At 72.2% G+C, this 23,612-nt stretch carries 17 protein-coding genes; 5 read left to right on the top strand and 12 right to left on the bottom strand.

Annotated elements, in window-relative coordinates; all coding sequences use genetic code 11:
• Positions 1–34: 34 nt before the first annotated feature.
• Genes ACIBJC_RS06045 through ACIBJC_RS06030 form a run of 4 tightly spaced genes read right to left on the bottom strand, consistent with a single transcriptional unit; the run spans position 35 to position 6,148 of the window.
• Positions 35–913: a carbohydrate ABC transporter permease gene (locus ACIBJC_RS06045; protein WP_399288566.1), complete on the bottom strand. Its 879-nt coding sequence runs from the start codon at positions 911–913 to the stop codon at positions 35–37.
• Positions 910–1,890, bottom strand: a complete 981-nt coding sequence (locus ACIBJC_RS06040) for a carbohydrate ABC transporter permease (protein WP_399288563.1) — start codon at positions 1,888–1,890, stop codon at positions 910–912. Before ACIBJC_RS06040 ends, ACIBJC_RS06045 begins: the two co-directional genes overlap by 4 nt.
• Entirely contained in the window at positions 1,887–3,197 is a 1,311-nt protein-coding gene (locus tag ACIBJC_RS06035) for an extracellular solute-binding protein (protein WP_399288561.1), read from the bottom strand. The genes ACIBJC_RS06040 and ACIBJC_RS06035 overlap by 4 nt, the downstream gene beginning before the upstream one ends.
• Positions 3,194–6,148: a family 78 glycoside hydrolase catalytic domain gene (locus ACIBJC_RS06030; RefSeq protein ID WP_399288558.1), complete on the bottom strand. Its 2,955-nt coding sequence runs from the start codon at positions 6,146–6,148 to the stop codon at positions 3,194–3,196. Before ACIBJC_RS06030 ends, ACIBJC_RS06035 begins: the two co-directional genes overlap by 4 nt.
• 438 nt (positions 6,149–6,586) lie before the next feature.
• On the opposite strand from ACIBJC_RS06030, the gene ACIBJC_RS06025 reads away from it, so the two are divergent.
• Positions 6,587–8,140, top strand: coding sequence for an alkaline phosphatase D family protein (locus ACIBJC_RS06025; RefSeq protein WP_399288554.1), 1,554 nt, complete (start codon positions 6,587–6,589; stop codon positions 8,138–8,140).
• A gap of 97 nt (positions 8,141–8,237) precedes the next feature.
• On the opposite strand, the gene aspA is transcribed toward ACIBJC_RS06025, so the two are convergent.
• The 7 genes from aspA to ACIBJC_RS05990 form a co-directional block, all read right to left on the bottom strand.
• Positions 8,238–9,656, bottom strand: coding sequence for an aspartate ammonia-lyase (gene aspA, locus ACIBJC_RS06020; protein WP_399288551.1), 1,419 nt, complete (start codon positions 9,654–9,656; stop codon positions 8,238–8,240).
• Between the two features lie 80 nt (positions 9,657–9,736).
• A complete protein-coding gene (locus tag ACIBJC_RS06015; RefSeq protein ID WP_399288548.1) occupies positions 9,737–10,762 on the bottom strand; it encodes an asparaginase in 1,026 nt (341 codons plus the stop codon).
• 3 nt (positions 10,763–10,765) lie between these two features.
• Positions 10,766–12,337, bottom strand: coding sequence for an amino acid permease (locus ACIBJC_RS06010; RefSeq protein ID WP_399288545.1), 1,572 nt, complete (start codon positions 12,335–12,337; stop codon positions 10,766–10,768).
• Entirely contained in the window at positions 12,334–13,071 is a 738-nt protein-coding gene (locus ACIBJC_RS06005) for a FadR/GntR family transcriptional regulator (RefSeq protein WP_399288542.1), read from the bottom strand. Before ACIBJC_RS06005 ends, ACIBJC_RS06010 begins: the two co-directional genes overlap by 4 nt.
• A 168-nt stretch (positions 13,072–13,239) precedes the next feature.
• Positions 13,240–14,196 carry a TauD/TfdA dioxygenase family protein gene (locus ACIBJC_RS06000; protein WP_399288539.1) on the bottom strand — a complete coding sequence of 319 codons (957 nt, stop codon included), beginning with the start codon at positions 14,194–14,196 and terminating at the stop codon, positions 13,240–13,242.
• Between the two features lie 586 nt (positions 14,197–14,782).
• Positions 14,783–15,415 carry a peptide deformylase gene (gene def, locus ACIBJC_RS05995; RefSeq protein ID WP_399288536.1) on the bottom strand — a complete coding sequence of 211 codons (633 nt, stop codon included), beginning with the start codon at positions 15,413–15,415 and terminating at the stop codon, positions 14,783–14,785.
• A 97-nt stretch (positions 15,416–15,512) separates the two neighbouring features.
• A complete protein-coding gene (locus tag ACIBJC_RS05990) occupies positions 15,513–15,953 on the bottom strand; it encodes an SPW repeat protein (protein ID WP_399288533.1) in 441 nt (146 codons plus the stop codon).
• Between the two features lie 152 nt (positions 15,954–16,105).
• Between ACIBJC_RS05990 and ACIBJC_RS05985 the strand changes: the two genes are divergently transcribed.
• Together ACIBJC_RS05985 and ACIBJC_RS05980 are read left to right on the top strand one after the other, a co-directional pair.
• On the top strand, positions 16,106–17,941 hold the full coding sequence (locus ACIBJC_RS05985; RefSeq protein WP_399288530.1) for an FUSC family protein: 1,836 nt from the start codon (positions 16,106–16,108) through the stop codon (positions 17,939–17,941).
• Positions 17,942–18,030: 89 nt separating this feature from the next.
• Complete coding sequence (locus tag ACIBJC_RS05980) at positions 18,031–18,510, top strand: MarR family winged helix-turn-helix transcriptional regulator (RefSeq protein WP_399289782.1); 480 nt, start codon at positions 18,031–18,033, stop codon at positions 18,508–18,510.
• Positions 18,511–18,535: 25 nt separating this feature from the next.
• On the opposite strand, the gene ACIBJC_RS05975 is transcribed toward ACIBJC_RS05980, so the two are convergent.
• Positions 18,536–21,967, bottom strand: coding sequence for a cytochrome P450 (locus ACIBJC_RS05975; RefSeq protein ID WP_399288527.1), 3,432 nt, complete (start codon positions 21,965–21,967; stop codon positions 18,536–18,538).
• Positions 21,968–22,150: 183 nt separating this feature from the next.
• Between ACIBJC_RS05975 and ACIBJC_RS05970 the strand changes: the two genes are divergently transcribed.
• Positions 22,151–22,852 (top strand): helix-turn-helix transcriptional regulator, encoded by a 702-nt coding sequence (locus ACIBJC_RS05970; protein ID WP_399288524.1) that lies wholly within the window; start codon positions 22,151–22,153, stop codon positions 22,850–22,852.
• A 49-nt stretch (positions 22,853–22,901) separates the two neighbouring features.
• Entirely contained in the window at positions 22,902–23,594 is a 693-nt protein-coding gene (locus ACIBJC_RS05965; RefSeq protein ID WP_399288521.1) for a GntR family transcriptional regulator, read from the top strand.
• Positions 23,595–23,612: the final 18 nt, after the last annotated feature.

Raw genomic sequence — 23,612 nt, 5'->3', positions numbered from 1 at the left:
GGTGAGCCGGGCGCCGTCCCGCGAGACCCGGGCCTCAGCCCTTGAGGCCGCTCGCGAACCCCTTGATGACATAGCGCTGGAGCAGCAGGAACACGATCAGGATCGGCAGCGCGGCCAGCACCAGACCGGCGAAGACCAGGCCGTAGTCGGAGACGTACTGGCCGACGAAGGCGAACACCCCCACCGGCACGGTCTCCTTGCCGGATCCGCCCAGGTAGAGCAGCGGGGTGAAGAAGTCGTTCCAGATGAACACCGCGTTCAGGATGATCACGGTGCCGGTGATGGGCCGCAGCAGCGGGAAGACGATCCGGGTGAACGCCTGCCGGTGGTCGCAGCCGTCGATCAGCGCCGCCTGCGCGTAGTCCGCGGGCAGGGCGCGGATGAAGCCGGTGTAGAGGAAGACGGTGAACGGGAGCTGGATGCCCGTGTAGAAGAGGACCATGCCCTGGTACGTGCCGAGCAGGCCGAGGTTGTCGACCAGTTTGTAGAGCGGGATCATCCCGAGCTGGAACGGCAGCACGATCCCGAGCAGGAAGAGGACGTAGAGCCCGTAGCCGAGTCCGCGCGCCCGGCGGGCCAGGTAGTAGGCGCCGGTGGAGCCGAGGAGGATCAGCAGGAGCAGGCTGACGGTGGTGATGACCGCGCTGCTGACCAGGGCGGGGCCGAGGGACGCGGAGGACCAGGCGTCCCCGAAGTTGGCGAAGGTGGGCGGCGCGGGCGGCGACAGGGGCGACTCGGCTATCTGCCGCGGGTCCTTCATCGCCAGGGTGAGCAGCGCGTACACGGGGAAGAGGAAGACCACCGCGACGGCGATCATCACGAGTTCCAGGAGGTAGCCGCTGTAGCGGGAGAACCCTTTCGGCGGACGTCCCGCGGGGCGGACGTCCTGCGGGGCGGTGGCGGTGGTGCTCACGCGGTGACCTCCCGGGCGCGCAGATAGCGGAGCTGGACCAGGGAGACGGCGGCCACGAACAACGCGAGGACCAGCGCGACGGCGGTGCTGTAGCCGAACTTGCCGAAGACGAAGGCTTCTTTGTAGAGCACCGTCGACAGGGTCTCGCTGGAGGTGCCGGGGCCGCCGTTGGTGGCCGCGTACACCTGGTCGAAGAGTTTGAGGCCGCCGATGGTCGACAGCATCAGGTTGATGGTGAGCGCCGGGGCGAGCAGCGGCCAGGTGACGTAGCGGAAGCGCTGCCACGTACCGGCGCCGTCGATCCGCGCGGCCTCGTGGAGTTCGGCGGGTACCCCCTGGAGCCCCGCGAGGAAGATGACCATCGAGTAGCCCGCGTACTGCCACACCACCATCGCGGCGACGGACCACAGGGCGAGGGAGGGGTCGCCGAGCCAGTCCTGGCGCAGCCCGCCGAGCCCGAGGGCGCCGAGGATCCCGTTGAGTCCGGCGTCGGCCTCGGGGTTGTAGACGTACTTCCACAGGAAGGCGACCATGACGGGGCTGACCACGGCGGGCGCGAAGAAGATCACGCGCAGCAGGGAGCGCGATCTGATGTTGGCGTGCACGCCGAGCGCGAGCAGCAGTCCGACGGCGTTCTGGACGACGACCACGGCGACGGTGAGCAGCAGGGTGTTGCCGACGGACTCCAGGGCGCGCCGGTCGTCCAGCAGGGTATGGAAGTTGTCCAGCCCGACGAAGGAGAAGCCGCCGATGCCGGACCAGTCCGTGAAGGCGTAGACGACGCCCGCGAGGCTCGGATAGAGGACGACGACGGCGTACACCAGGAGCGCGGGAACGACGAAGCCCCACGGCGGGACGGTGACGTCGCGCCGCCACCTGGCGGTACGCGCCGGACCGCGGGGGTCAGGGCGCTTCCGGGTGACGGCGGCGGGCGCCGACGGCCCCTCGGACGTGGTCCGCTCGGGCAGGGTGTTCACGACTTCTTTCCGTAGGCCGTGTCCATCTGTCCCAGCGCGCCCTTGACGTCCGTCTTGCCCGCGAGGAGGTCCTGTACGGCTGCGAAGTGGGCCGGCTGCACCTCCGCGTTGGGCCATGCCTGGTCCATGAAGGGGACGGCGCGGTCGGAGTCGATGATCGGCAGGAAGCCGTCGAGCACCGGGTCGATCTTGGTCGACGCGTCGCGCTGGAAGGGGATGGCGGAGACGGCCGTGGCCCAGGCGTTGATGTTCTCCTGGCGGCCGAGGAACTCCACGAACGCCTTGGCCTGGTCCGGGTTCTTGGCGTGGGCGGCGACGCCGAGCCCGACCACGATGCCCGCGGGTATCCACAGCTTCGCCGCGTCGTCGCCGCCGGGGAAGGGGAACATGCCCAGGTCGTCGGGGGTCCTGGTGGCGTCGCGGAAGGTGGAGAGCACGGCGGAGACCTGGACGGCCATGGCCGCCTTGCCGCTCGCGACGAGGGAGGTCTGCTGCTCGAAGGTGGTGCCGTTGGGGTTGTCGTTGAAGAAGCCCTTGGTCTGGAGCTCCTTGTACTTGCCCAGCGCGTCGGCCCAGCCGGAGTCGGCGAAGGTGGCGCGCCCGGCGGCCATGTCGGTGTCGAAGCCGGGCGTTTCGGCGTACACCGCGTTGGGGACCAGCGCGTACGAGATGAGCTGGGTGACCCAGGGGGTCTGCGCGCCGAGAGCGATCGGCACGATGCCCTTCGCCTTCAACGTGGCGCAGACGTCGAGGAGTTCGCTCCAGGTGGTGGGCGGCTGAACACCCGCCTTGGCGAACGCCTTCTTGTTGTAAATGGCGCCGATGACGCTGCTGCCCGCCGAGTAGAGGTAGGTCTTGCCCTCGTAACGGTAGGCGGCGTCGAAGTTCTTGGGTATGCCCTGGGTCCACTTCTGCGCCGAGAGGTCGGTGAGCAGTCCCGCCTTGGCCAGCTCGACCATGGACATGGCGCTGCCGCTGCCGGGGAACAGGACGTGCACGTCGGGGGCGTTGCCGCCGGCGAGCTGGGTGCGTACGACGGTCTGGACCTGGTCGGTGGGGGCGAAGGAGGTGGCGAAGGTGGAGTCGGGGTGGCTCTTGCGGTAGGCGGCGAGCAGTTCCTCGACGGGTTTCTGCTGGTCGGCGACGCCGACGATACGTATCTTGCCGTTGCCGGAACCGCTCGAACCCGAGCACGCGGTGAGAGCCGGGGGCAGCGCGGCGAGCGCCGCGGCCCCGCCGCCTATCCGCAGGAAGCCTCGGCGACCGACCGTGCCGGGGAGGGGCGGGGTGCGGGAACCCGTGGTCATTTCGTGTCCTCCTCGTGGGGGCCGGCGTACGACGGCGTCGCCGGACCTGGTGTGCTGAGGTGCGCGGCGTACGGCCGCGGGCCGCTCGCCGTGGTGCCCGCCGGTACGTAGGCCGCGGTGAAGCGGTAGACACCGGAGGCCACGCGGTAGACGGCACGGCCGGGGCCGGTCCCGGCGAGCGTGAGGTGCGCGCCGTCCACGGGCACCTCGCCGGACTCGCGGACCGACGCGGGGTCGGTGGTGGGTACGTGGACCTCGGCGGTGGCGCCCGGGGGGACCCGGACGCGCAGCGCGAAGGTGTCGCCGCTCCGTTCCCAGCGGACGGCGACGGTGCCGCGGACCGATTCGTACCGGGCGCTCGCGTGGGTGAGGTCGCCGGGGGCGGGGCGTACGGTCAGCCGCCGGTAGCCGGTGGACTCCGCGCTCTGGTCGAGTCCGGCGACGCCCCGGTAGAGCCATTCGCCGATCGAGCCGAGCGCGTAGTGGTTGAAGGAGTTCATCGCCGGGGCGCGGAATCCGGCGTCAGGGGTCCAGCCGTCCCAGCGCTCCCAGATCGTGGTGGCGCCGTGGTGCAGCGGGAAGAGCCAGGAGGGCGCCTCGGTACGGCGCAGCAGGGCGTGGGCGAGGTCGGCGCGGCCGTACGCGTCCAGGACGGGCGCGGCGAGCGCGACCCCGAGGAAGCCGGTGACGAGTCCAGGGCCCGCGGCCTCGACCAGGTGGGCGAGGCGCCGGGCGGCGGCGCCGGTGTGCTCCTCGGGGAGCAGGCCGAAGGCGAGCGCGAGGAGGTAGCCGGTCTGGGTGTCGCCCTCGATCCGCAGGGTGTCCATACCCCCGTTCATGCCTCCGTCCGCGCCGGGCGTCCAGGTGACGAAGCGGTCGGTGAAGGCGGCCCGTACGGCGGCGGCCAGCCGGTGGTGGTCGCGGGCGAGGTCGTGGTGGCCGAGTACGTCGGCGGCGCGTGCGGTGAGGTGGGCGCTGTGCGCGAAGTAGGCGGTGGCGACGACGTCGCGCGGGGTGGGGGTGCCCGGGGCGAGCCAGTCGGAGAAGTGCGGTCCGACGCGGTGGCGCCAGATCAGGTCGGGGTTGTGACGGCGGATCAGCTCGACCCAGGCGCACATGCCGGGCAGCGCGCGGGCGAGGAAGCGCGGGTCGTCGTACGTACGGTAGAGGTGCCACGGCATGATGACGCCCGCGTCGGCCCAGCCGGGGGCGCCTTCGTCGGCGACGCCCACGAGGCGCGGGGCGACGTTGGTGAAGCCGCCGTCGGGGGTACGGGCGTCGTCCACGTCGCGCAGCCACTTGGTGAAGAACGCGGCGACGTCGGCGTTGAGGGCGGCCGTGGGCAGGAAGACCTGGGCGTCCGCGAGCCAGCCGAGGCGTTCGTCGCGCTGCGGGCAGTCGGTGGGCACGCTGACGAAGTTGGAGCGCTGGCCCCAGGTGACACAGGTGTGGAGCCGCCGGATGTCGGGGTCGGAGCAGTCGAACGAGCCGGCCCACGGGGTGTCGCTGTGCAGGGCCACGGCGACGATGTCCGGCGCGGCCAGCTCGGCGAGGCCGCTGACCTCGGCGTAGCGGAAGCCGTGGTAGGTGAAGCGCGGCTCGAAGACGGTGTGGGCGCGGCCGTCGCCGATCAGCAGGTCGGTGGCGGCGGCAGTGCGCAGGTTGGCCGTGTAGAGCTGTCCGTCCTCGTCCAGCACTTCGGCGTGGCGCAGCGTCACCCGGGCGCCGTGGGCGAGCCCGTCGACGCGCAGCCGTACACGCCCGGCGAGGTTCTGGCCGAAGTCGACGACATGGACGCCCTCGCGCAGGCGGGTGACCGTACGGGGCGGCAGTTCGGCGGTGGCCCGTACGGGCTCGTCGGGGGCGGCGACGAGCAGCCGGTGGTCGGCGTCGGTGACCCGCGCGGGCGACCAGTGCCGGTCGTCGTAGCCGGGCAGGTCCCAGCCGTCAGCGGAGTGGCGCAGGTCGTGGCATTCGCCCATGAGCAGGTCGGCATGGCGAATCGTTCCTGTGCGGGTGCGCCAGGTGTGGTCGGTGAGGATTCTGGTGGTACGTCCCTCGGCGTCCACCAGGTGGAGTTCGGCCAGGAGCTGGGGGGTGGTCCCGTAGTGGGCGCCGGCCCTGCGGGGTTCGAAGCCGACGAACCCGCTCCACCAGCCGTCGGCGACGGTCGCGGCGAGCACGTTCTCGCCGCTCAGGACCAGCTCCGTCACGTCGTACGTCTGGTACTGGACGCGGTGGTGGTAGTCGGTCCAGCCGGGGGCGAGTTCCGCGTCGCCGACCCGGGTTCCGTTGAGGCGGATCTCGTACAGCCCGCGCGCGCTCACGTACAGCCGGGCGCGGGTGACGGGGGTGGGGGTGCCGGGGAAGGCGCGTCGCAGGACGGGGCAGGGGGCGAGTCCGTGGTGGTCGAGGGCCGCCTCGCCCTCGGTCGGCGCGTCCATCACGCCGATCGGGTCCGGGTCGTGGGTGATCCACGCGGCGCGCCAGCCGCCGCCGTCGGGCGGGTCGGCCGACAGGGCGTCGGACGGCGCCATGGTGAGGCCGGTCTCGAACCAGGAGCCGGCCTCGGCGGGTTCCGCCGCGCCGGCCGGGTGGACGGTGACCTGCCAGTGGTAGCGCGTACGGGGCTCCAGGGCGGGCCCGGTGTAGCGGACGCCGATCGCGTGCGGGTCCGTCAGCGGCCCGCTGTCCCAGAGGGGTTCGCCGCCCGAGGCGCCCGAGCCGCCAGTGCCTCCCGTGCCGCCAATGCCTCCCGTGCCGCCCGCGGCGAGGTCCTCCGGCCGCCGTGCCACCCGTACCCGGTGGGCGACGGGGTCGTCGCCCCGCCGGTCGGAGGCGAGCCGCCAGGAGAGCAGGGGCTGCGCCTCGTCGATTCCCAGCGGGGTGACGCGGTGGTCGCAGCGCAGACCGTAGGGGCGCAAGTGCCCCGCTGCGGAGGGACCGGACACGGACACGTCCTTCCTGCGCGCCGGGCTAACGGCGCATCACCATCGTTCCTACGCCGTCGTTCACCACCCACCCGGCGTGAAGACGACACGTCTCCATGTGAAATCTAACGTGAATTCTGTGGCGTGGACACTATGAGCCGCCCGCGAGGAGTGTCAAGGGTGTTACACAGGTGCTGATTGGACACCCCATGGCGCGACCGGTCTTCGCCCCGACGCCGCCGTACAGTCGCCTGCGACAGGCGTTGTCGACCTGGCGGCGGGTGGTCTTGTGACGGGTGAATACGTGTGATATTCACCGTGTGATTACAACATGAACGGACGTTAAATCACGCGTCATTTCCGCCTCGGGTCACGCGGGGATCGCGCACGACGAACGGACCAGGATTCATGCGTATGAACAGTGGGATCAGCACAGCCTCAGGCTTCGGGAGACGGGCGATGCTCGGCGCCACCGGAACGGTCGCACTGGCGGTCGCCGCGGGCAATCTGTCGGCGGGCCGGGCGGGCGCCGCCGAACGCCGCCTCCACGAGGACCCCTTCACCCTCGGCGTCGCGTCCGGCGACCCCTGGCCGGACGGCTTCGTCCTGTGGACCCGGCTCGCGCCGCACCCGCTCGCCCCCGACGGCACCGGCGGCATGGACCCGCGCGCGGTCAAGGTCCAGTGGGAGGTCGCGGAGGACCAGCGCTTCCGGCGAGTCGTACGCCGGGGGTGGACCCGGGCGGTGGCCGAACTCGCCCACTCCGTCCATGTCGAGGTCAGCGGGCTCAAGCCGGGCCGGCAGTACTTCTACCGCTTCCTCGCCGGCGGGGTGCTCAGCCCCGTGGGCCGCTCCCGCACCGCCCCCTCGCCGACCAGCGACCCCCGCTCGCTGAACTTCGCGTTCGTCTCCTGCCAGGCGTGGTTCGAGGGGTTCTACACCGCCTACCGGCATCTCGCCGAAGAGGACGTCGATCTGATCCTGCATCTCGGCGACTACATCTACGAGAACCCCATCGACGCGATGGGCGGCGTACGCAAGACCCCCGTCGCCGCCGAGCTGCGCCCCGAGCCGATGGACCTGACGCAGTACCGCAACCGGCACGCGCTGCACCGCTTCGACAGTGACCTGATCGCCGCCCACCAGGCCCACCCGTTCGCCGTCGTCTGGGACGACCACGAGGTCGAGGACAACTGGGCCGCCGACCGCTCCAAGCACCCGGACGTGGACCCGGCGGTCTTCCGCGAACGCGCCTCGGCGGCGTTCCAGGCGTACTACGAGCACCTTCCGCTGCGGTTGCCGCAGCAGCCGAGCGGCTTCGACGCCCGGATGTACCGCAGTCTGCGCTACGGGCGGATGGCGACGTTCCATATCCTCGACACCCGGCTGTACCGCGACGACCAGCCGTGCGGCGACGGCACCAAGACCGGCTGCGAGGAGCGGCTCGAACCCGACCGCACCATCCTCGGCGCCGAGCAGGAACGTTGGCTCTACCGCGGCCTGGGACGCTCCGACGCGAAGTGGAACCTGATCCCCCAGCAGATCGCGATGAACCAGGTGGACACCGACCCCGGCCCGGGACAGTCCTTCGTGATGGACTTCTGGGACGGCTATGTCGCCTCGCGCGAACGGCTCTTCAAGGAGATCGACCGCCGGAACGTGTCCAACCCCGTCGTCCTCACCGGTGACATGCACCGGCATCTCGCGGCCGACCTCAAGCGGGACTTCGACGACCCGGACTCCCCCACCATCGGGGTCGAGTTCGTCGGCACGTCCATCTCGACCAAGATGGACGGCATGGACCTCGACCCGTCGGGGGCGAACCTGCTGGCCGCCAACGAGCACATCAAGTTCACCAACTACCAGCGCGGCTACGTCCGCTGCTCCCTCACCCCGCAGTCCTGCCGCGCCGACTTCCGGGTCCTGCCGTACGTCACCACCCCCGGCGCCCCCGTGTCGACCCGGATGTCCTTCGTCACCGAGGCGGGCCGACCGGGCGTGCAGTCCGTCTGAACCGGGCGCGCGACCCCACCGTACGGGCGCGCCGGTCCCGTACCACTGAGATACGTACGGACCGGCGCGCCCCGCGGATCGTGCCCGGCGCCCCGCGCTACGAGGAGACGGGGCGGGGCCCCGTACCCGCGATCACCTCGGGGCGCAGCAGCGCCGCGAGCCGGTCGGCCGGGAGCAGGCCGCGCTCCAGGACGAGTTCGGCGACGCCCCGGCCGGTGGCCAGCGCCTCCTTGGCGATCTCGGTCGCTGCGGTGTAGCCGATGTGCGGGTTGAGCGCGGTGACGAGCCCGATGGAGTTCTCCACGGTCGCGCGCAGCGTCTCGACGTTGGCGGTGATGCCGGAGACACAGCGCTCGGCGAGGGTGACGCAGGCGGCCCGCAGATGGGTGATGCTCTCCGAGAGGGAGTGCAGGATGATCGGCTCGAAGGCGTTGAGCTGGAGCTGTCCCGCCTCGGCGGCCATGGTGATGGTGACGTCGTTGCCGATCACCTCGAAGGCGACCTGGTTGACGACCTCGGGGATCACCGGGTTGACCTTGCCGGGCATGATGCTGGAGCCCGCCTGGACCGGCGGCAGGTTGATCTCCGCGAAGCCCGCGCGCGGGCCCGAGGAGAGCAGCCGCAGGTCGTTGCAGCTCTTGGAGAGCTTCACTGCGATGCGCTTGAGCACCCCGGAGAGATGGACGAACGCGCCGCAGTCCTGGGTCGCCTCCACGAGGTTGGCCGCGGTGACCAGCGGCAGCCCGGTGAGGTCGGCGAGATGGCGGCGGGCGGCCTCCGCGTAGCCGGCGGGGGCGTTGAGGCCGGTGCCGATGGCGGTGGCGCCGAGGTTGATCTCATGGATGAGGAGGACGGCCTCGGCCAGCCGGCTCTGGTCCTCCTCCAGCATCACCGCGTACGCGGAGAACTCCTGGCCCAGCGTCATGGGCACGGCGTCCTGGAGCTGGGTGCGCCCCATCTTGAGGATGTCGTGGAACTCCTCGGCCTTGGCGGCGAACGCCTCGCGCAGGACCGTCATCGCGTCGAGCAGTTCGTGTACGGCGATGATGGTGGCCACATTGACGGCGGTCGGGTAGACGTCGTTCGTGGACTGGCTGAGGTTGACGTCCTCGTTGGGGTGCAGATGCGCGTAGTCGCCCTTGGCATGGCCCAGGAGTTCCAGCGCCCGGTTGGCGATCACCTCGTTGGCGTTCATGTTGGTCGAGGTGCCGGCGCCGCCCTGGATGACGTCCACGACGAACTGGTCGTGCAGCCTGCCCTCCTCCCGTATCTCCCGGCAGGCGGCGGCGATGGCCGCGGCCTTCTCCCCCGCGAGCAGCCCGAGGTCCTCGTTGGCGCGGGCCGCGGCCTCCTTCACGGCGGCGAGCGCGTCGATGAGGTGCGGGTAGGCGGAGATGGCCGTACCGGTGATGGGGAAGTTCTCCGAGGCGCGCAGCGTGTGCACACCCCAGTACGCGTCGGCGGGGATGTCACGGTCGCCGAGCAGATCGTGTTCGGAGCGGTGGCCGGCATTCATGGGGCGGGCTTCCTTCGTGAGGGTGGGAGGCGGTCGGCCGGACAGGGCCTGCGCGGCCCGGGGCCGCTGAGGAGGCGGGCTCAACGGGTCGTCACGGGAGCCAGCGCGCCCGCCGCCCGCAGGCTCCCCACCTCCTGGCCGCCGCCGATCACAGGGGTACGGGCGAACGCGGCGAGGACATCGGGGTCGACCCCGCACAGGGCGAGGGCCGCGGCGGTCACCGGCATCCTGGCGCGGTCCGCGCCGTCGGCGATCTTCACGCCGACGGCCCGGCCGTCCGGGAGCGCCGCGACCTGGACGCCTTCGAAACCGTCCTTGGCGAGCAGCCCCGGCACGGCCCGCATCAGCGCGGCCACGTCCCGGCCGGTGCCGGAGACCAGCTCCGGGTGGGCGCGCATGGCGTGCGCGACCCGGCCCTCGTCGGTGTCGGGGGCCGCGGTCGCCAGCCGGGCGACGGCCCGGGTGAGCCCGTGCAGGGAGACGGAGAAGAGCGGGGCACCGCAGCCGTCGACCGTCACCCGGGCGATGCGCTGCCCCGTCAGGTCCTCCACGGTCCGGGCGATCTCCTTCTGGAGCGGGTGACCCGGGTCGAGATAGCCGGTCAGCGGCCACTGGCGGGTCAGGGCCGTCCTGAGCATGGAGGCGTGCTTTCCCGAGCAGTTCTGGGCGAGACGGCTCGGCCCGAGGCCGCGGCGCAGCCACGCGTCGCGCTGCACCGCGCCGTAAGGCAGGTCGGGGGTGTTGCCCAGGTCGTCCTCGGTGAGCCCGGCGGAGTCGAGGATGCGCCGGGCGACGGCGAGGTGGACCTCCTCGCCGGAGTGGCTGGCCGCGGTGAGGGCCAGCGCCTCGTCGTCGGGGAGGGGCAGCCCGGCGCGCAGCAGGGCGACCGCCTGGAGCGGCTTGAGCGCGGAGCGCGGGTAGAACGCGGCCTCGATGTCCCCGGCCAGGAACTCCACGCTGCCGTCGGCCGCCAGGACGACGACCGAGCCGTGGTGGACACCCTCGACGACACCTCCCCGTACGACATGGGCGAGGGGGACATGGCCCGGTGCGCGGACGGCGGGGGGCTCGCCCGGGGTGCGGCGCGGCGTGGTGGGGTCGCTCATGGGTCAGCTCTCGGTGTTCTGGTCGCGGTCGGTGGTGCCGGAGGTCCCGGTGGTGCCGGACGTCTCGTTGGTGCCGGAGGTCCCGGGGGCGGCGGCGCGCTGGTGGGCCGCCGCGTCCCGGATGGTCCCGACCCGGCCCCGTACCAGGAACCAGCCGCCGACCAGGGCCGCGCCGATCAGCGGCAGGGACAGCACGGTCGTACGGCCCGCACCGCCGTCCGCGTACATCAGGACCAGCACGGAGGCGAGGAAGAGCAGGGTGATGATCTCGGTCCACGGGGAGCCGGGGAGCTGGTAGCTCGGGCGGGAGAGCAGCCCGGCCTGGGTCTTCCGCCAGAAGAGCAGGTGGCAGACCATGATCATGGACCAGGTGGAGAGGATGCCGAGCGCCGCGAAGTTCAGGACGATCTCGAAGGCCTTGCTGGGCACGACGTAGTTGAGGCCGACACCGAGCACGCAGATGCCGGAGGTGAGCAGGATGCCGCCGTACGGCACCTGGCTGCGGCTCATCACCCCGGTGAACTTCGGCGCGGATCCCGACATCGACATGGAGCGCAGGATGCGTCCGGTGGAGTAGAGGCCGGAGTTGAGGCTGGACATCGCGGCGGTGAGGACGACGAGGTTCATCACGTCGCCCGCCGCGGGGATGCCGATGTTGGAGAGCACGGTGACGAAGGGGCTCTCACCGGCGGAGTACGCGTTCCAGGGCAGCAGCATCGTCAGCAGCACGACCGAGCCGACGTAGAAGAGGGCCACGCGCCACATGATGGAGTTGATCGCCTTGGGCATGATCTTCTCCGGCTCCTTGGTCTCGCCCGCCGTGACACCGACCAGCTCGACCGAGGCGTACGCGAAGACGACGCCCTGGATGACCAGCAGCATCGGGAGCATCCCGGCCGGGAAGAGGCCGCCGTTGCCGGTGATCAGCGAGGGGCCGGGGGTGTGGCCGTCGACCGGATGCTGGGTGACCAGCAGGAAGATGCCGATGAGCATGAAGACGATGAGCGCGCCGACCTTGATGATCGCGAACCAGAACTCCAGTTCGCCGAAGATCTTCACGGATATGAGGTTCACGGTCAGCACGACCGCGAGGGCGATCAGGGCGAGCACCCACTGCGGTATGTCGGAGAACATGCCCCAGTAGTGGGTGTACGTCGCCACCGCCGTGATGTCGGCGATCCCGGTGGTCGCCCAGTTCAGGAAGTACATCCAGCCCGCGACGAAGGCGCCCTTCTCGCCCATGAACTCACGGGCGTAGCTGACGAACGCCCCGGAGGACGGCCGGTGCAGGACCAGCTCGCCGAGGGCGCGCACCACGAGGAAGGCGAAGAGGCCGCAGACCGCGTAGGCGACGGCGAGGGAGGGGCCCGCGTCGGCGAGCCGGCCTCCGGCGCCGAGGAAGAGCCCGGTACCGATGGCCCCGCCGATGGCGATCATGTTGATGTGCCGGGACTTCAGGGCCTTGCTGTATCCGGCGTCACCGGCGTCGACATGGGCGCTCGGGTCGCTCGGAGGGACCGGCGGTTTCTCCGGCTGACACGCCTGCTGCTCTGTCTGAAGGGACTGCTCGCTCACGCCTGCTCTTCGCCTTCTTCGGGGGGGATCGCTCGGTGGGGGGACCGCACAATGGTGGTCAGGGTCGACTCGACCCGTGCGAGGTGGTGGGTCATGGCGTCGATGGCGTCGCTCTCGGACTGTTCGACGACGGCCTCGACGATGGCCCGGTGCTCCAGGTTGGACTGCTCGCGCCGTCCGCCGAGTTCGTTGAGGAACGCGGACTGGCGGGCCAGCGCGTCGCGGATCTCCTCTATGACCCGGCGGAAGACCGGGTTCTGGGCCGCCTGGGCGACGGAGAGGTGGAAGAGGGTGTCCATCGCCACCCACGCGGTGGTGTCGGTCTCGTGTTCCATCCGCTCCAGCAGATGGGTGAGGTGGTCGAGGTCCTCGGCGGTACGGCGGGTGGCCGCGTACCCGGCGACCGGGATCTCCACATGGCGGCGTACCTCCAGGAGGTCGCTCGCCGAGTAGTCGCCGAAGGTGGGATCCTCCACCGGACCGTTGGACACGACAAAGGTGCCTCTTCCGGTACGTGAGACGGTCAGTCCCATCGTCTGGAGTGCCCGCAGGGCCTCGCGGAGCACGGGTCGGCTCACTTCGAGACGGCGGCAGAGCTCAGCCTCGGAGGGCAGCTTCTCCCCTACCGCGTACTCGCTCCGCTCGATGGCGCTCCGGAGATGGTTCAGCACGGCTTCCATCGCGCTGATCCTTCTGGGCACGCGCCCGGCTGTCTGGCTGTCTGACAGGTTCACCCGGGCATCCTGATGCGCGTGAACCGGAACTGTCAAGAGTCTGAACAGGGATCTCGCGCGGTCCTGGGTGTCCTGGATGTCCTGGGTGTCCTGGGTGATCCGCCAAGCCTTCGGGCCCGGCCGGCGCGGCGGACGGGCCCGAGGATCCGCTCAGGTCGCGGCGGCCGGTCAGAAGGGCCGGTCCCCCGCGATGGCGACGCGTTCGGCGACCCGGCGGTGCGGGGCGTAGTCGCTGACCGCGTAGTGCTGGGTGGCGCGGTTGTCCCAGAAGGCGATGTCGCCCGCCTCCCAGCGGAACCGCACCTGGAACTCGGGCACATGGGCCTGCTGGAACAGCAGCCGCAGCAGCCGGTCGCTCTCCGCCCGCTCCAGCCCCACGACGCGGGTGGTGAAGGACGCGTTGACGAAGAGCATCCGCCGGCCGGTGTCGGGGTGGCGGCGCACCACCGGGTGCTCGACCGGCGGGAACTCGTCCTGGAAGGGGGCCAGCCGCTCGGCGGAGTAGAAGCGGGAGAAGCCCGGTATGTAGTCGTGGACGGCGCGGGCGCCGTCGATCCGGTCCTTCACGTCCTGCGGGAGGTTGTCGTACGCGGCGGCCATGTCGGCCCACATCGTGTCACCGCCGGACGGCGGCACCTCGCGCAGTTGCAGGACGGCGCCGAGCGCGGGCCGCTCCCGGAAGGTCACATCGGTGTGCCACACGTTCTCGAAGGTCGGGACGGCGGAGCGGTCGAACCGGACGACGTCCGGCGCGCCGGCCGTGGCGAGCAGCGGGTTGGTCTCCAACTCGCCCCAGTTCAGGGCGAAGTCACGCTGCGCCTCGGAGGTGAGGTGCTGGCCGCGGAAGAAGAGCACCTTCCACTCCAGCAGGGCGCGGTCGAGTTCGGCGCGTACGCCGGCCGACAGCGGGCGGGAGAGGTCGAGGCCGCGGATCTCGGCGCCGATGGTGCGTGCCTGCGGCACGAGGCCGAAGAGTTCGTACGGCCGCTCAGGCCACCCCTCCGGGAGGCGGCGCAGTTCCCGGTGGCCTTCGTAGAGGCCGTCGGCGGGGATGCGGTGGTCGCGCAGCAGGGGCTGTACGGCGGTGGTGGGTTCGGCTGCCGCGGGTTCGGCGGTGGTGGTCACGGGGCTCCTCAGATCGGCACGGCGGAGTGGTGCGAGGGGGCACGCGCGGGGTGGGGCCTGGCGAGGCCGGCCGGGCCGTAACGGCTCAGCGGCTGTGGAGATACGGGGCTACCGGCCCCCGGCGCGGATCAGCGGCAGGGACAGCGGAACGCCGGGGGAGAACCCACCCGGCCGCGGCGGCGCAGAAAGCTGAGACCGCGGGGCGCACACTCGCCGTGGACGTCGCCGAGGCGCGACTCCACCGCACGGAGTTGAGAATGCGTACCCATGGCACGCACCGTACCTCAGCCGGGCCCGCCACCGCGCCCCCTCCCGAACAGCGAGACGGGGCACGCGGGGGCTCCCGAGGGCCCGTGGACCGGGCCTAGGGTCTTTCGTTTGGGTCTGGCTGGGTCAGGGAGCGCCCGCCGCGTCAGCGGCTGATGTCGCCGTTGCCGTGGATCGCAAGGCGGAGGAGGGAGGCGACGCGGGAGCGGATGGGGTCTCCCCTGGTCGAGCGAAGCCGAGACCTTGGGGATGACCGACGACAACGCCGCGAGGCGCGGTGCCAGGGCACGCGAGCCCAGCAAGATCCAAACGAGAGGCCCTAGGAGTCGGCGGGGAGGGGGAAGCCCAGCTCCCGGGCGGCGAGGGCGGGGGTGGGCTGGGACCAGCGTTCGGTGAGGTGGTGGGTGGCGGAGAGGGAGCGGGTCTCGGCCAGGTCGATGTAGAGCGTTCCGTCGAGATGGTCCGTCTCGTGCTGGACGATCCGGGCCGGCCACCCCGAGAACTCCTCGTCGATCTCCTGTCCCCGTTCGTCCTGGCCGCGGAGCCTGACCGCCCGGTGCCTGGCCACGACGGCCTGCCAGCCGGGGACGCTGAGGCACCCCTCGAAGAAGGCGGCGCGCTGCTCGCCGACGGGTTCGTACGACGGGTTGACCAGCACCCGGAAGGGCTGCGGGACCCGGCCACGGGCCGCGAGGACCTCGTCCGGCGCCTGGGCCGGGTCCTCGACGACCGCGAGTCTGAGCGGGATCCCGATCTGGGGCGCCGCGAGCCCGACACCGGGGGCGGCGTGCATCGTCGCGCGCATCAGCCGGACCAGGCGCGCGAGCCGCTCGTCCCCCAACTGCCCGTCGTACGGGGCCGCCGGGCGCCGCAGGACCGGGTCACCGGCCGCGACGACGGGCGGCATGCCGGCGGATTCGAGCAGGGCGTCCACATGGTCGATCAGCGTCATCACGCCATGATCCCACCCCCCGGGACCCACCGGGAACGGGGCCGGGAACGGAGCGCGACCCGCCCGCTCGGGACGGGCCGGCCGCGCTCCGCGTGGTTCACACCTTCCGGGCGGCTCTCATCGCCGTACCGGCACACGCCAGTCCGAACAGGAACGTGAGCGCGCCGATGACGACGTTGGTCCAGATCACGCCCGCGTCAGGACTGCTGCCGACGATCCATGGAGCGATGACCAGCCAGATACCCATGGCGCACAGGGCCCAGCTCAGCCCCGCCATCCGCACCGGGGCGAGGGTGAGGCCGAGCGCCATCACGACGATCGCGATCCCCATGATCAGGTTGTGTGTCGCGAGAGCCGGCTGGCTCCCGGTGAAGTGGATGATCCAGGGCGACAGGGCGCAGAACAGGCCGACGAGGAACACCGGCCCGTCCAGGAGCGCCGCACCGCGTCCGCCGAGCATGCGGGCGTACCTCGCGCGCATCTCGGGAACATCGGGGTGACTGGACAGGTCGCCCCTCGAATGTGAGACGTCGGCCATACGACTCGCCTCCTTCTTTTCGTGCAAGTCTGACCGCGATGTACGGCATCGAGCCGTAACAACCCCAGTTTGCTCGCTTTCCACGCTTTTGTGTAGCAGTCGCCGCACCCAGAAAATTCGTTTACATATAAAACACCTGTTAATCTTTTCGTATGGGTAAGCACCTCACCAGCGCCGTACGGCTACGGCGTCCCGTCGACACCTGGCACAAGCCCGCGCTCAGCGCGGCGGTGGCGCTCGCCGTGCCCGATCTGACCCTGCTGGCGCTGGGGCGGCTGGATCTCATCCTGTACACGTCGGCGGGGGCGATGTGCGCCCTGTACGCGCACGGGCTGCCGTACGCGGCCCGCGCCCGCACCCTGCTGTGGGTGGTGCTGGGCATGGTCGCGAGCCTGGGGGTCGCACTGACGGCCGCCTCGCTGACCGCCTCCCCCGCCCTGCTGGTGGTGGGCGCCTCGCTGGTCGCCGCCGCGCACAAGACGGTCTGCGACGCGACACGCATCGGGCCGCCGGGCAATCTGATCCTCACCTTCATCTCCTCGTCGGCGTTCTTCGTGCCCCAGCGGCTCGGGGAGGTGCCCTTCCATCTCGCCCTGGCCCTCGCCGCCGGGGCCGTGGCCTGGCTCGTCTGCATGGCACCCGCTCCGGTACGGCCACACGGCCCCGAACGGGTGGCCGTGGCACGGGCGTTGGAGTCGGCGGCGGCGTTGTGGCGGGTCCGGCGGGACGGGACGGAGCCACGGGGGCGCCAGGACACGGCCGGCCAGGACGCTGAGCTGACGGCACGTCAGGCCACGGCCGGGGCGGTCAACTCCGCCTGGCACACGCTCTTCCTGATCCCGGGCGCCGGCGCCGCCCGCCACCGGCTCGAACGCCTGCTGGCGCACGCGGAGTCGGCGCTCGCCGCACCCTCCTCCGAGGGGCGTACGCACGAGGGGTGTACGCACGAGGGGCGTACCCACACCCCGGTCCACGAGGCCGAGCGGTGCGCCGCGCTGGCCCGGGCGGTACGGCGCGGAGGCGCCCTGCCGGAGGTCGGCCCGACGCCCGACGAGGCCCGCCGACTGGCCGGGGTCGCCGTGGAAGCGGAGACGGCAGCGGAGACAACGGCGGAGACGACGGCCGCCATGGAAAGGGAACACACTGTTCCGCAGGCGCCGCGCCGTCCCGCACCGGACCGCGCCACGGGGGTACGCGCAGTTCTCACGCGGCTGCGGCCCGGCTCCCCGCTGCTGCCGATCGGCGTCCGGGTGGCCGTCGGCTGCACCCTGGCCGGATGGGTCTCGCTGGCCGCCGGGGTCGGGCATCCGTACTGGGCGGTGGTCTCCGCGGCCTCCGTCTACCAGGCCAACACCACGCTCTCCGGGCAGCGGGGCCTCCAGCGGGTGCTCGGGAATGCGCTCGGGCTGGTCCTCTTCTTCGCGCTGCTGCCGCTGATCCGGGTCGGGCCGCTCGCCATGGTGCTGCTCGCGCTGGCACTCCAGGTCGGCGCCGAGGCCCTCATCACCCGCAACTACTGGCTGGGTTCGGTGTGCGTGACCCCGATGGCGCTGCTGCTCACGGAGTTCGGCGGCCATCTTCCGGCCAGGACACTGATCGCCGACCGGCTGATCGACACGGTCGTCGGCGTGACGGCGGCACTGGCCTGCTGCGCGCTGGTCACCAACCGCCGGGCCACCGACCGGATCGACGAGGCGCTGGCACACGTCACGGAGGCGCGCAGCGCGGCGCTGCGCCATCTCGGCGACGGTGAAGGCCCGGACCGCGGGAACGGTCCGGGCGGCCCGGACCGTGACCACGAGGCCGGCTGGGCCCGGGACCGGCTCGCGCTCTCCCTCATCGAGCTGCGCGAGGCGTTCGAGGTCGCCTCGGGCGAGTGGTGGCAGCGCGCCCTGCCCGCCGAGCGGGTCGCCGCGGCCGAACGCGAGGGCCACCGTACGCTGGCCCGGCTGGTCCGCCACGCCGCGCCACGGGTCCCGGTGTCCTGAGCGCCCGGACCCTGAGGGCAGAATCGGCCCGACCGGAACGAAGGAGTGTGCGCGTGGCCGAGAACACCGAGGACGCCGTCGCGGGGGTGATGCGGCAGTGGGAGCAGGTGATGCCCGGTCTGGACACCGCGCCGATGGCGGTGATCGGACGCCTCAACCGCTGTGCCGCACTGCTCCAGCAGGCCGCCGACGCCCCACTGCGACGGGAGGGGCTGACCCGCCCGGAGTTCGACATCCTGGGGGCGCTGCGCAGAACGGACCGGGAGCTGACCCCCGGCCGGATCGCCCGCGAGACCTTCGCGTCGGGCGCGGCCGTCACCAAGCGGCTGCGGCAGTTGGAGGGCCGGGAACTGATCGCCCGGCGCCTCGACGACCGGGACCGCCGGGTCACCCATCTCTCCCTGACGGACGAGGGACGCCGCCTGCTCGACCGGCTGCTGCCCGAGCAGGTGGCGTACGACGCGTCCCTGCTGGACGGCCTCGACGCCGGGAGCCACAGCCAACTCGCCGATTCGCTCGGCGAGTTGCTGGTGCTGCTGGAAGGCAGACTGGGCAGCCTGCTGGACTGACCCGGCCGGCCCACGGCGAGGGGTGTCAGCCGGTGTGGACGTCCTCGGCGTAGCGGCCCTGGGCGGTGAGTTCCTGGAGCCACTGCTGGGCCGCGTTCTCGTCGGCGCCGGGGGTGTGCCGTACGTACAGCTCACGCAGGGTGTTCCGGACGCCGGGCGCCATCCGGGATCCGTCGCCGCAGACCCGGACACGGGCGCCGGCGGTCAGCAGGGCCCACACCTCGTCCGCCTCGTCCGCGATGCGGTGCTGGACGAAGCGCCGGCCGCCGACCGGGGTGTGGCTGAAGGCGGGGCGCATGCTGACCGCTCCGGCCCGTTCCGCCGCACGCAGTTCGCCGGCGTGCAGATAGTCGGCGTCCTGGCTGTCGCAGCCGAAGTAGCAGAGCGCGGGGGCGAGTCGGGCGCCGCCTTCCGCGAGAGCGCGCCGCTCGGCGATGGCGCCGCGGAAGGGCGCGAGACCGGTACCGGCGGCGATCATGATGACCGGGGTCGTCCCGTCGTGCGGGAGACGGAACGCCTCCCGGCACGGCTGGACCCGGGCGAGCACGGTCTCCCCCGGCCGCAGCGAGGCGAGATACCCGGAGCCGACGCCGCGGTGGCCGCCGCGTCCCGAACGGGCGGGGGCGTCCAGGAGCGAGACCATCAGGTCGGCGTGGTGCGGGCTCGTCGACGGCGAGGAGGAGAGGGAGTAGGTGCGGGGCCGCAGCGGTGGCAGCAGTTCCAGCAGCACCGGCCAGGTGAGGGTCTCGCGCAGGGCGGGGTGGTCCTCGATCAGGTCGAGCAGGGTGCGGTGGTCGGCGGCCCGCGCGTCCTCGTCGTCCGCGAGCGCGCGCAGCGCCGCCCGCTCGGGCGGGCACGGGTTGAGCGCGGCCAGGGTGGCCAGGTGTGCGGCGGTGGGGCGGTCCTGGAGTTCGACGTGGCGGGTGAGGAGTTCCCGTACGGTCAGCGGCCGGTCGACGGTGATCCCGCCCCGCACGGGGCGGTTGGCGACGATGTTCAGGACGGTGCCGGGGTCGGCGCCGAGCAGCGCGGCGGCGCGGGCGACCGGGCCGGGGGCGTTGGCGGGGAGGACGGTGAGATGGTCCCCAGTGCGGTAGGTGACACCGTCGGGCAGGGCCAGCCGGACGAACCGCTTGACCCGGGGATGGGCGGGATCCGTGAGGGACGCGGTCTCCGTGACCGTCATCGGGACCAGTCCGTGGCGGGTGGTCAGGGAGTCGAGGGGGCCGCCGGTGACCTCGGTGACGGTGTAGGCGGGGGCGTCGTCGGCGGCGGTCCGCGCGGCGCTCCCGGTGGCCTCGGGGTCGCCGTGGTGCTCCAGGAGTACGGTGCGCAGCGCCTCGCCGAAGGCGTCGACGGCCCCGGTCAGATCGCCGGAGGCGTCGGCCTCGGCGCGCGCCGTGAGCCGGGTCGCGCCGAGCGCGGCGAGCCGGTCGTCGATGAGCGTGGGCACGCGCTGGTAGGTGGCGGCCCAGTTGCGGTCGCCGACACCGAGGACGGCGTAGCGGACCCCTTCGGCGGCGCCGGGTTCCGCCTGCTCCAGCCAGCGGAGGAAGGCCGCCGCGTCGTCGGTGGGCTGTCCGTTGTAGGAGGCGGCGACGATGACGACGGACCGGTCGGTGGGGAGGGCGGCGGTGTGCGCGTCGAGCGGTGCGACGTCGGTGGCGCAGCCGAGGCCGTCGGCGACGGTGGCGAGCTGTCCGGCGAAGTCCCGGCAGGTGCCGTAGTTGGTGCCGTGCAGCAGGAGCACGCCGGTGCCCTGCCGGACCCGTACGGGAAGTCCGGCCTCCCGCGCCGGGCCCTGGCCGTCGCCCGTGGCGCCGCTCGTGCCGGCCCTGCCCGCGGAACCGGCGGGCAGGGCCGCACGGCCCGCCGCCCGGTCGGCGGGGGTGCGCCGTACGGGGGTGAGGGTGAAGCCGTCGGGCTTGATGGTCAGTGACTGCTTCAGGGTGAGCCGGTAGTCGTCCTGGTCGATCAGCCGGTAGCGGTGCACGAGCATCCCGAGCAGCATCGTGGCCTCGTGCAGGGCGAACTGCCGCCCGATGCAGGCCCGTTCACCGATGCCGAAGGGCTTGTACGCGTGCGGGGAACGGGCCGCCTCGGCCTCCGGGGAGAAACGGGCGGGGTCGAACAGCTCCGGGTTGTCGCCCCACACCGCGGGGTCGCGGTGCAGCATCGGTACGACGACGAGGACGCCCTCCCCCGCACGCAGCGGCAGCCGTCCGGCGAGGACGGTGTCCTCGCGCGCCTGCCGCTGGAAGCCGGGAGCCGTGGGCCACAGCCGCAGCGCCTCGTTGAGGACCTGGCGGGTGTAGCGGAGCCGGCCGACGTCCTCGTACGTGGGCTCGGGGTCGGGGGCGTCCCCCCACAGCTCGTCCACCTCGCGCTGGACCAGGCGGAGCGCGGTCGGGTCCTTGAGCAGGTGGTAGAGGGCGAAGGAGAGCGCGCCCGAGGTGGTCTCGTGACCGGCGATCAGGAAGGTGATGATCTGGTTGCGGATGTTCTCCAGGGAGAGGGTGGTGCCGTCGGAGGGGTGGGACGCGGTGAGCATCAGCCCCAGCAGATCCTGGGCCTCCTGTGCCCCTTGTGCCTCTTGGGCCTCCTGGTCTCCTTGTGCCTCCTGGTCTCCTTGTGCCTCCTGCCCGTCGGCTCCCCCGGCGGCGGTGCGCGCCGCGATGACCTCGTCGACCACCGAGGCGAGATGGGCGGCGTCGGCGCGGAACGCCGCGTCCGCCGCGCTGTGGTCGGCGTCGGGCGCGCGCAGCAGCCGGTTCATGGACCAGTCCAGGCAGCGCACCATGGCGTCCACGAAGGGGTGCGTGCCGTCCCGCTCGAACGAGCCGAAGTCGAAGCCGAATCCGCTCAGTCCTATGGTGTCGAGGGTCATCCGGGTCATGTCGTCGGCGACGTCGACCGGGGTTCCCGCGGCGGCGTGCCGGTCCCAGGCGCCGGTCACCCGGTGGGCGACCTTCAGCATCACCGGGTGGTAGGTGCGCATCGAGCCGAGGGAGAAGGCGGGCATCAGGATGTCGTGCGCCTTGGCCCAGTTGGGCTCGTCGTTGTACGCCGTGAACAGTCCGTCGGCGGCGAACTCCCTGACGTTCTCCAGCGCGGCCCCCACGTACTTGGCGAACCGCCGCTCGTCGGCCAGCTCCGTGACGACGTCGACGCCGCCCGCCATGACGAGGTCCCGCCCGTACCTGCGCTGCACGACGAGCGGGCCGTGGCGGCGCAGCAGTTCCATCTGTACATGGACGGGGAGGGTGCCCGCGAAGCTCTCCGAGACATCGTCGACGGGAACGGGGTCGAGGGCGGGATCGAGAGTCCCGGGGGCCGCGGCGGTCGCGGGGGTTTCCGGTGTTCCGGGGGTCCCGGAACGGTCGGCGGCCCCGGAGCCGCCGGAGGTCGCGGGGCTGTCGGGGGCTGCGGTCCTGGTCGGGAGCACGGTCTCGGTCATGTGCGGGATCACCTTCCGCTGACGTGGGGCGAGCTCCCGGCCGGTGCCGGAGAGCCTTCGGCGGCTCCCTCAACCCTGGCCCGGCCCGGCCGCGTTGGACCGCCCCGCCCCTACATGTTTATGTAGTGTCGGATCACGGGCCGGGGTTGCTCCGGCCGTCGGGCTGTGAGAAAGGGCGGCGCGGTGTCGCACGGACAGGCGCCCATGGAGTGGGAGGGTGACGCGGTCGCCTGGCGCAACCGGACCTTTCTGCTCTTCGACCGCCTTCCGGTGCCGATCGCGCTGTGTTCCCCGAACGGGGACGTGCTGATGGCCAATCCGGCGATGGCCGCGGAGTGGGGCGAGCTGCCCGGCCGGCTGCGGGGGCTCAGCGCGCTGGCCCTCTTCCGTACGCCGGGCACGGACCAGTTCCACGCCGTCGCGGAGGCGGTACGGCACGGCCGCAGGTCGCGCTATCCCGTCGAGGTGTCCTGGTCCGCCGCCGGGGGCGCGGAGCGGTACGGAGAGCTGACGATCGACCTGCTCGCCGACAGCCCGGCCGCCGAGCCCGTCCTGCTGCTGGTGCTGCGGGCGCACGGGGAACGCGCCGCCGCCGGCCCGGACCCCGTCCCGCCGGACGCACGGGGCGGCGGGGCCAGTGCGGCCGAGGCGCGGATCCTCGCGCTCGTGGCGGGCGGTTGTACGACGGCACAGGTCGCGAGGGCGGTCGGGCTGACCGTCGACGGCGTCACGTACCACCTGGGCCGGCTCTCCCGGCGCTGGGGCGTCGGCAACCGGGCGGCGCTGGTCGCGCGCGCCTATGTGGCGGGCGTCCTCGCCCCCGGGGTCTGGCCCCCCGCCACGGCCCCGGACGGACAGCCGGGCACGGACCAGCGGCCGTCCTGAACCACGTCGCTCTTGACAGCGCCCCCCGTCGCCGCATGCAATATATTGCATGCCGATTCCCGATACCTCGCTCACCTCCCGGGTCCTGCTGCGGGACCGCGCCTTCACCGCCCTGCGGGACGCCATCGTCGACGGCACGCTCCGGCCCGACGAGCAGCTCAGGGAGAGCGAGCTGGAGCGGTGGATCGGGGTGAGCCGTACGCCGATCCGCGAGGCCCTGATGCGGCTGGAGCGCAGCGGTCTGGTGGTCAGCAGGCCCGGCCGGTCGACCCGGGTGAGCGCGCTCGACGCCACGGCCGTCCAGGACGCCCAGCCGGTCGTGGCGGCCCTGCACGAGCTGGCCGTACGGCTCGCCGTCCCCGTACTCGCCCCGGCGGACATCGAGGCGATGCGGGCCGAGAACGAGGCGTTCGCGGCGGCGCTGGAGCGGGGCGACGTGACGGGCGCGCTGGCGGCCGACGACGCCCTGCACCGGATCTGTGTGACGGCCGCGTCCAACACCGTCGTCACGGACGTGCTCGACCAGTACACGCCGCTGCTGCGCCGCATCGAACGGGTGCGCTTCTCCTCCGAGGCCGGCCTCGGCTCCGTAGCCCTGCACGACCGGATGATCGACGCCTGCGCGGCGGGGGACGCGGCCACCGCGGCGGCCGTCGCGCACACGACCTGGATGACCCTCGCCGACGAGGACCCCGCCTCCCCGTTCGTGTCCGGCGGTCACGGCCTGGTCCTCGCCCGCTGAGCGACCCCCGTACGACGG

Origin of the sequence: Streptomyces sp. NPDC050509, assembly GCF_044457965.1 — a bacterium.
Lineage (GTDB): Bacteria > Actinomycetota > Actinomycetes > Streptomycetales > Streptomycetaceae > Streptomyces.
Note: the sequence above shows the minus strand (reverse complement) of the source record. Positions and strands in the feature narration are given on the sequence as shown.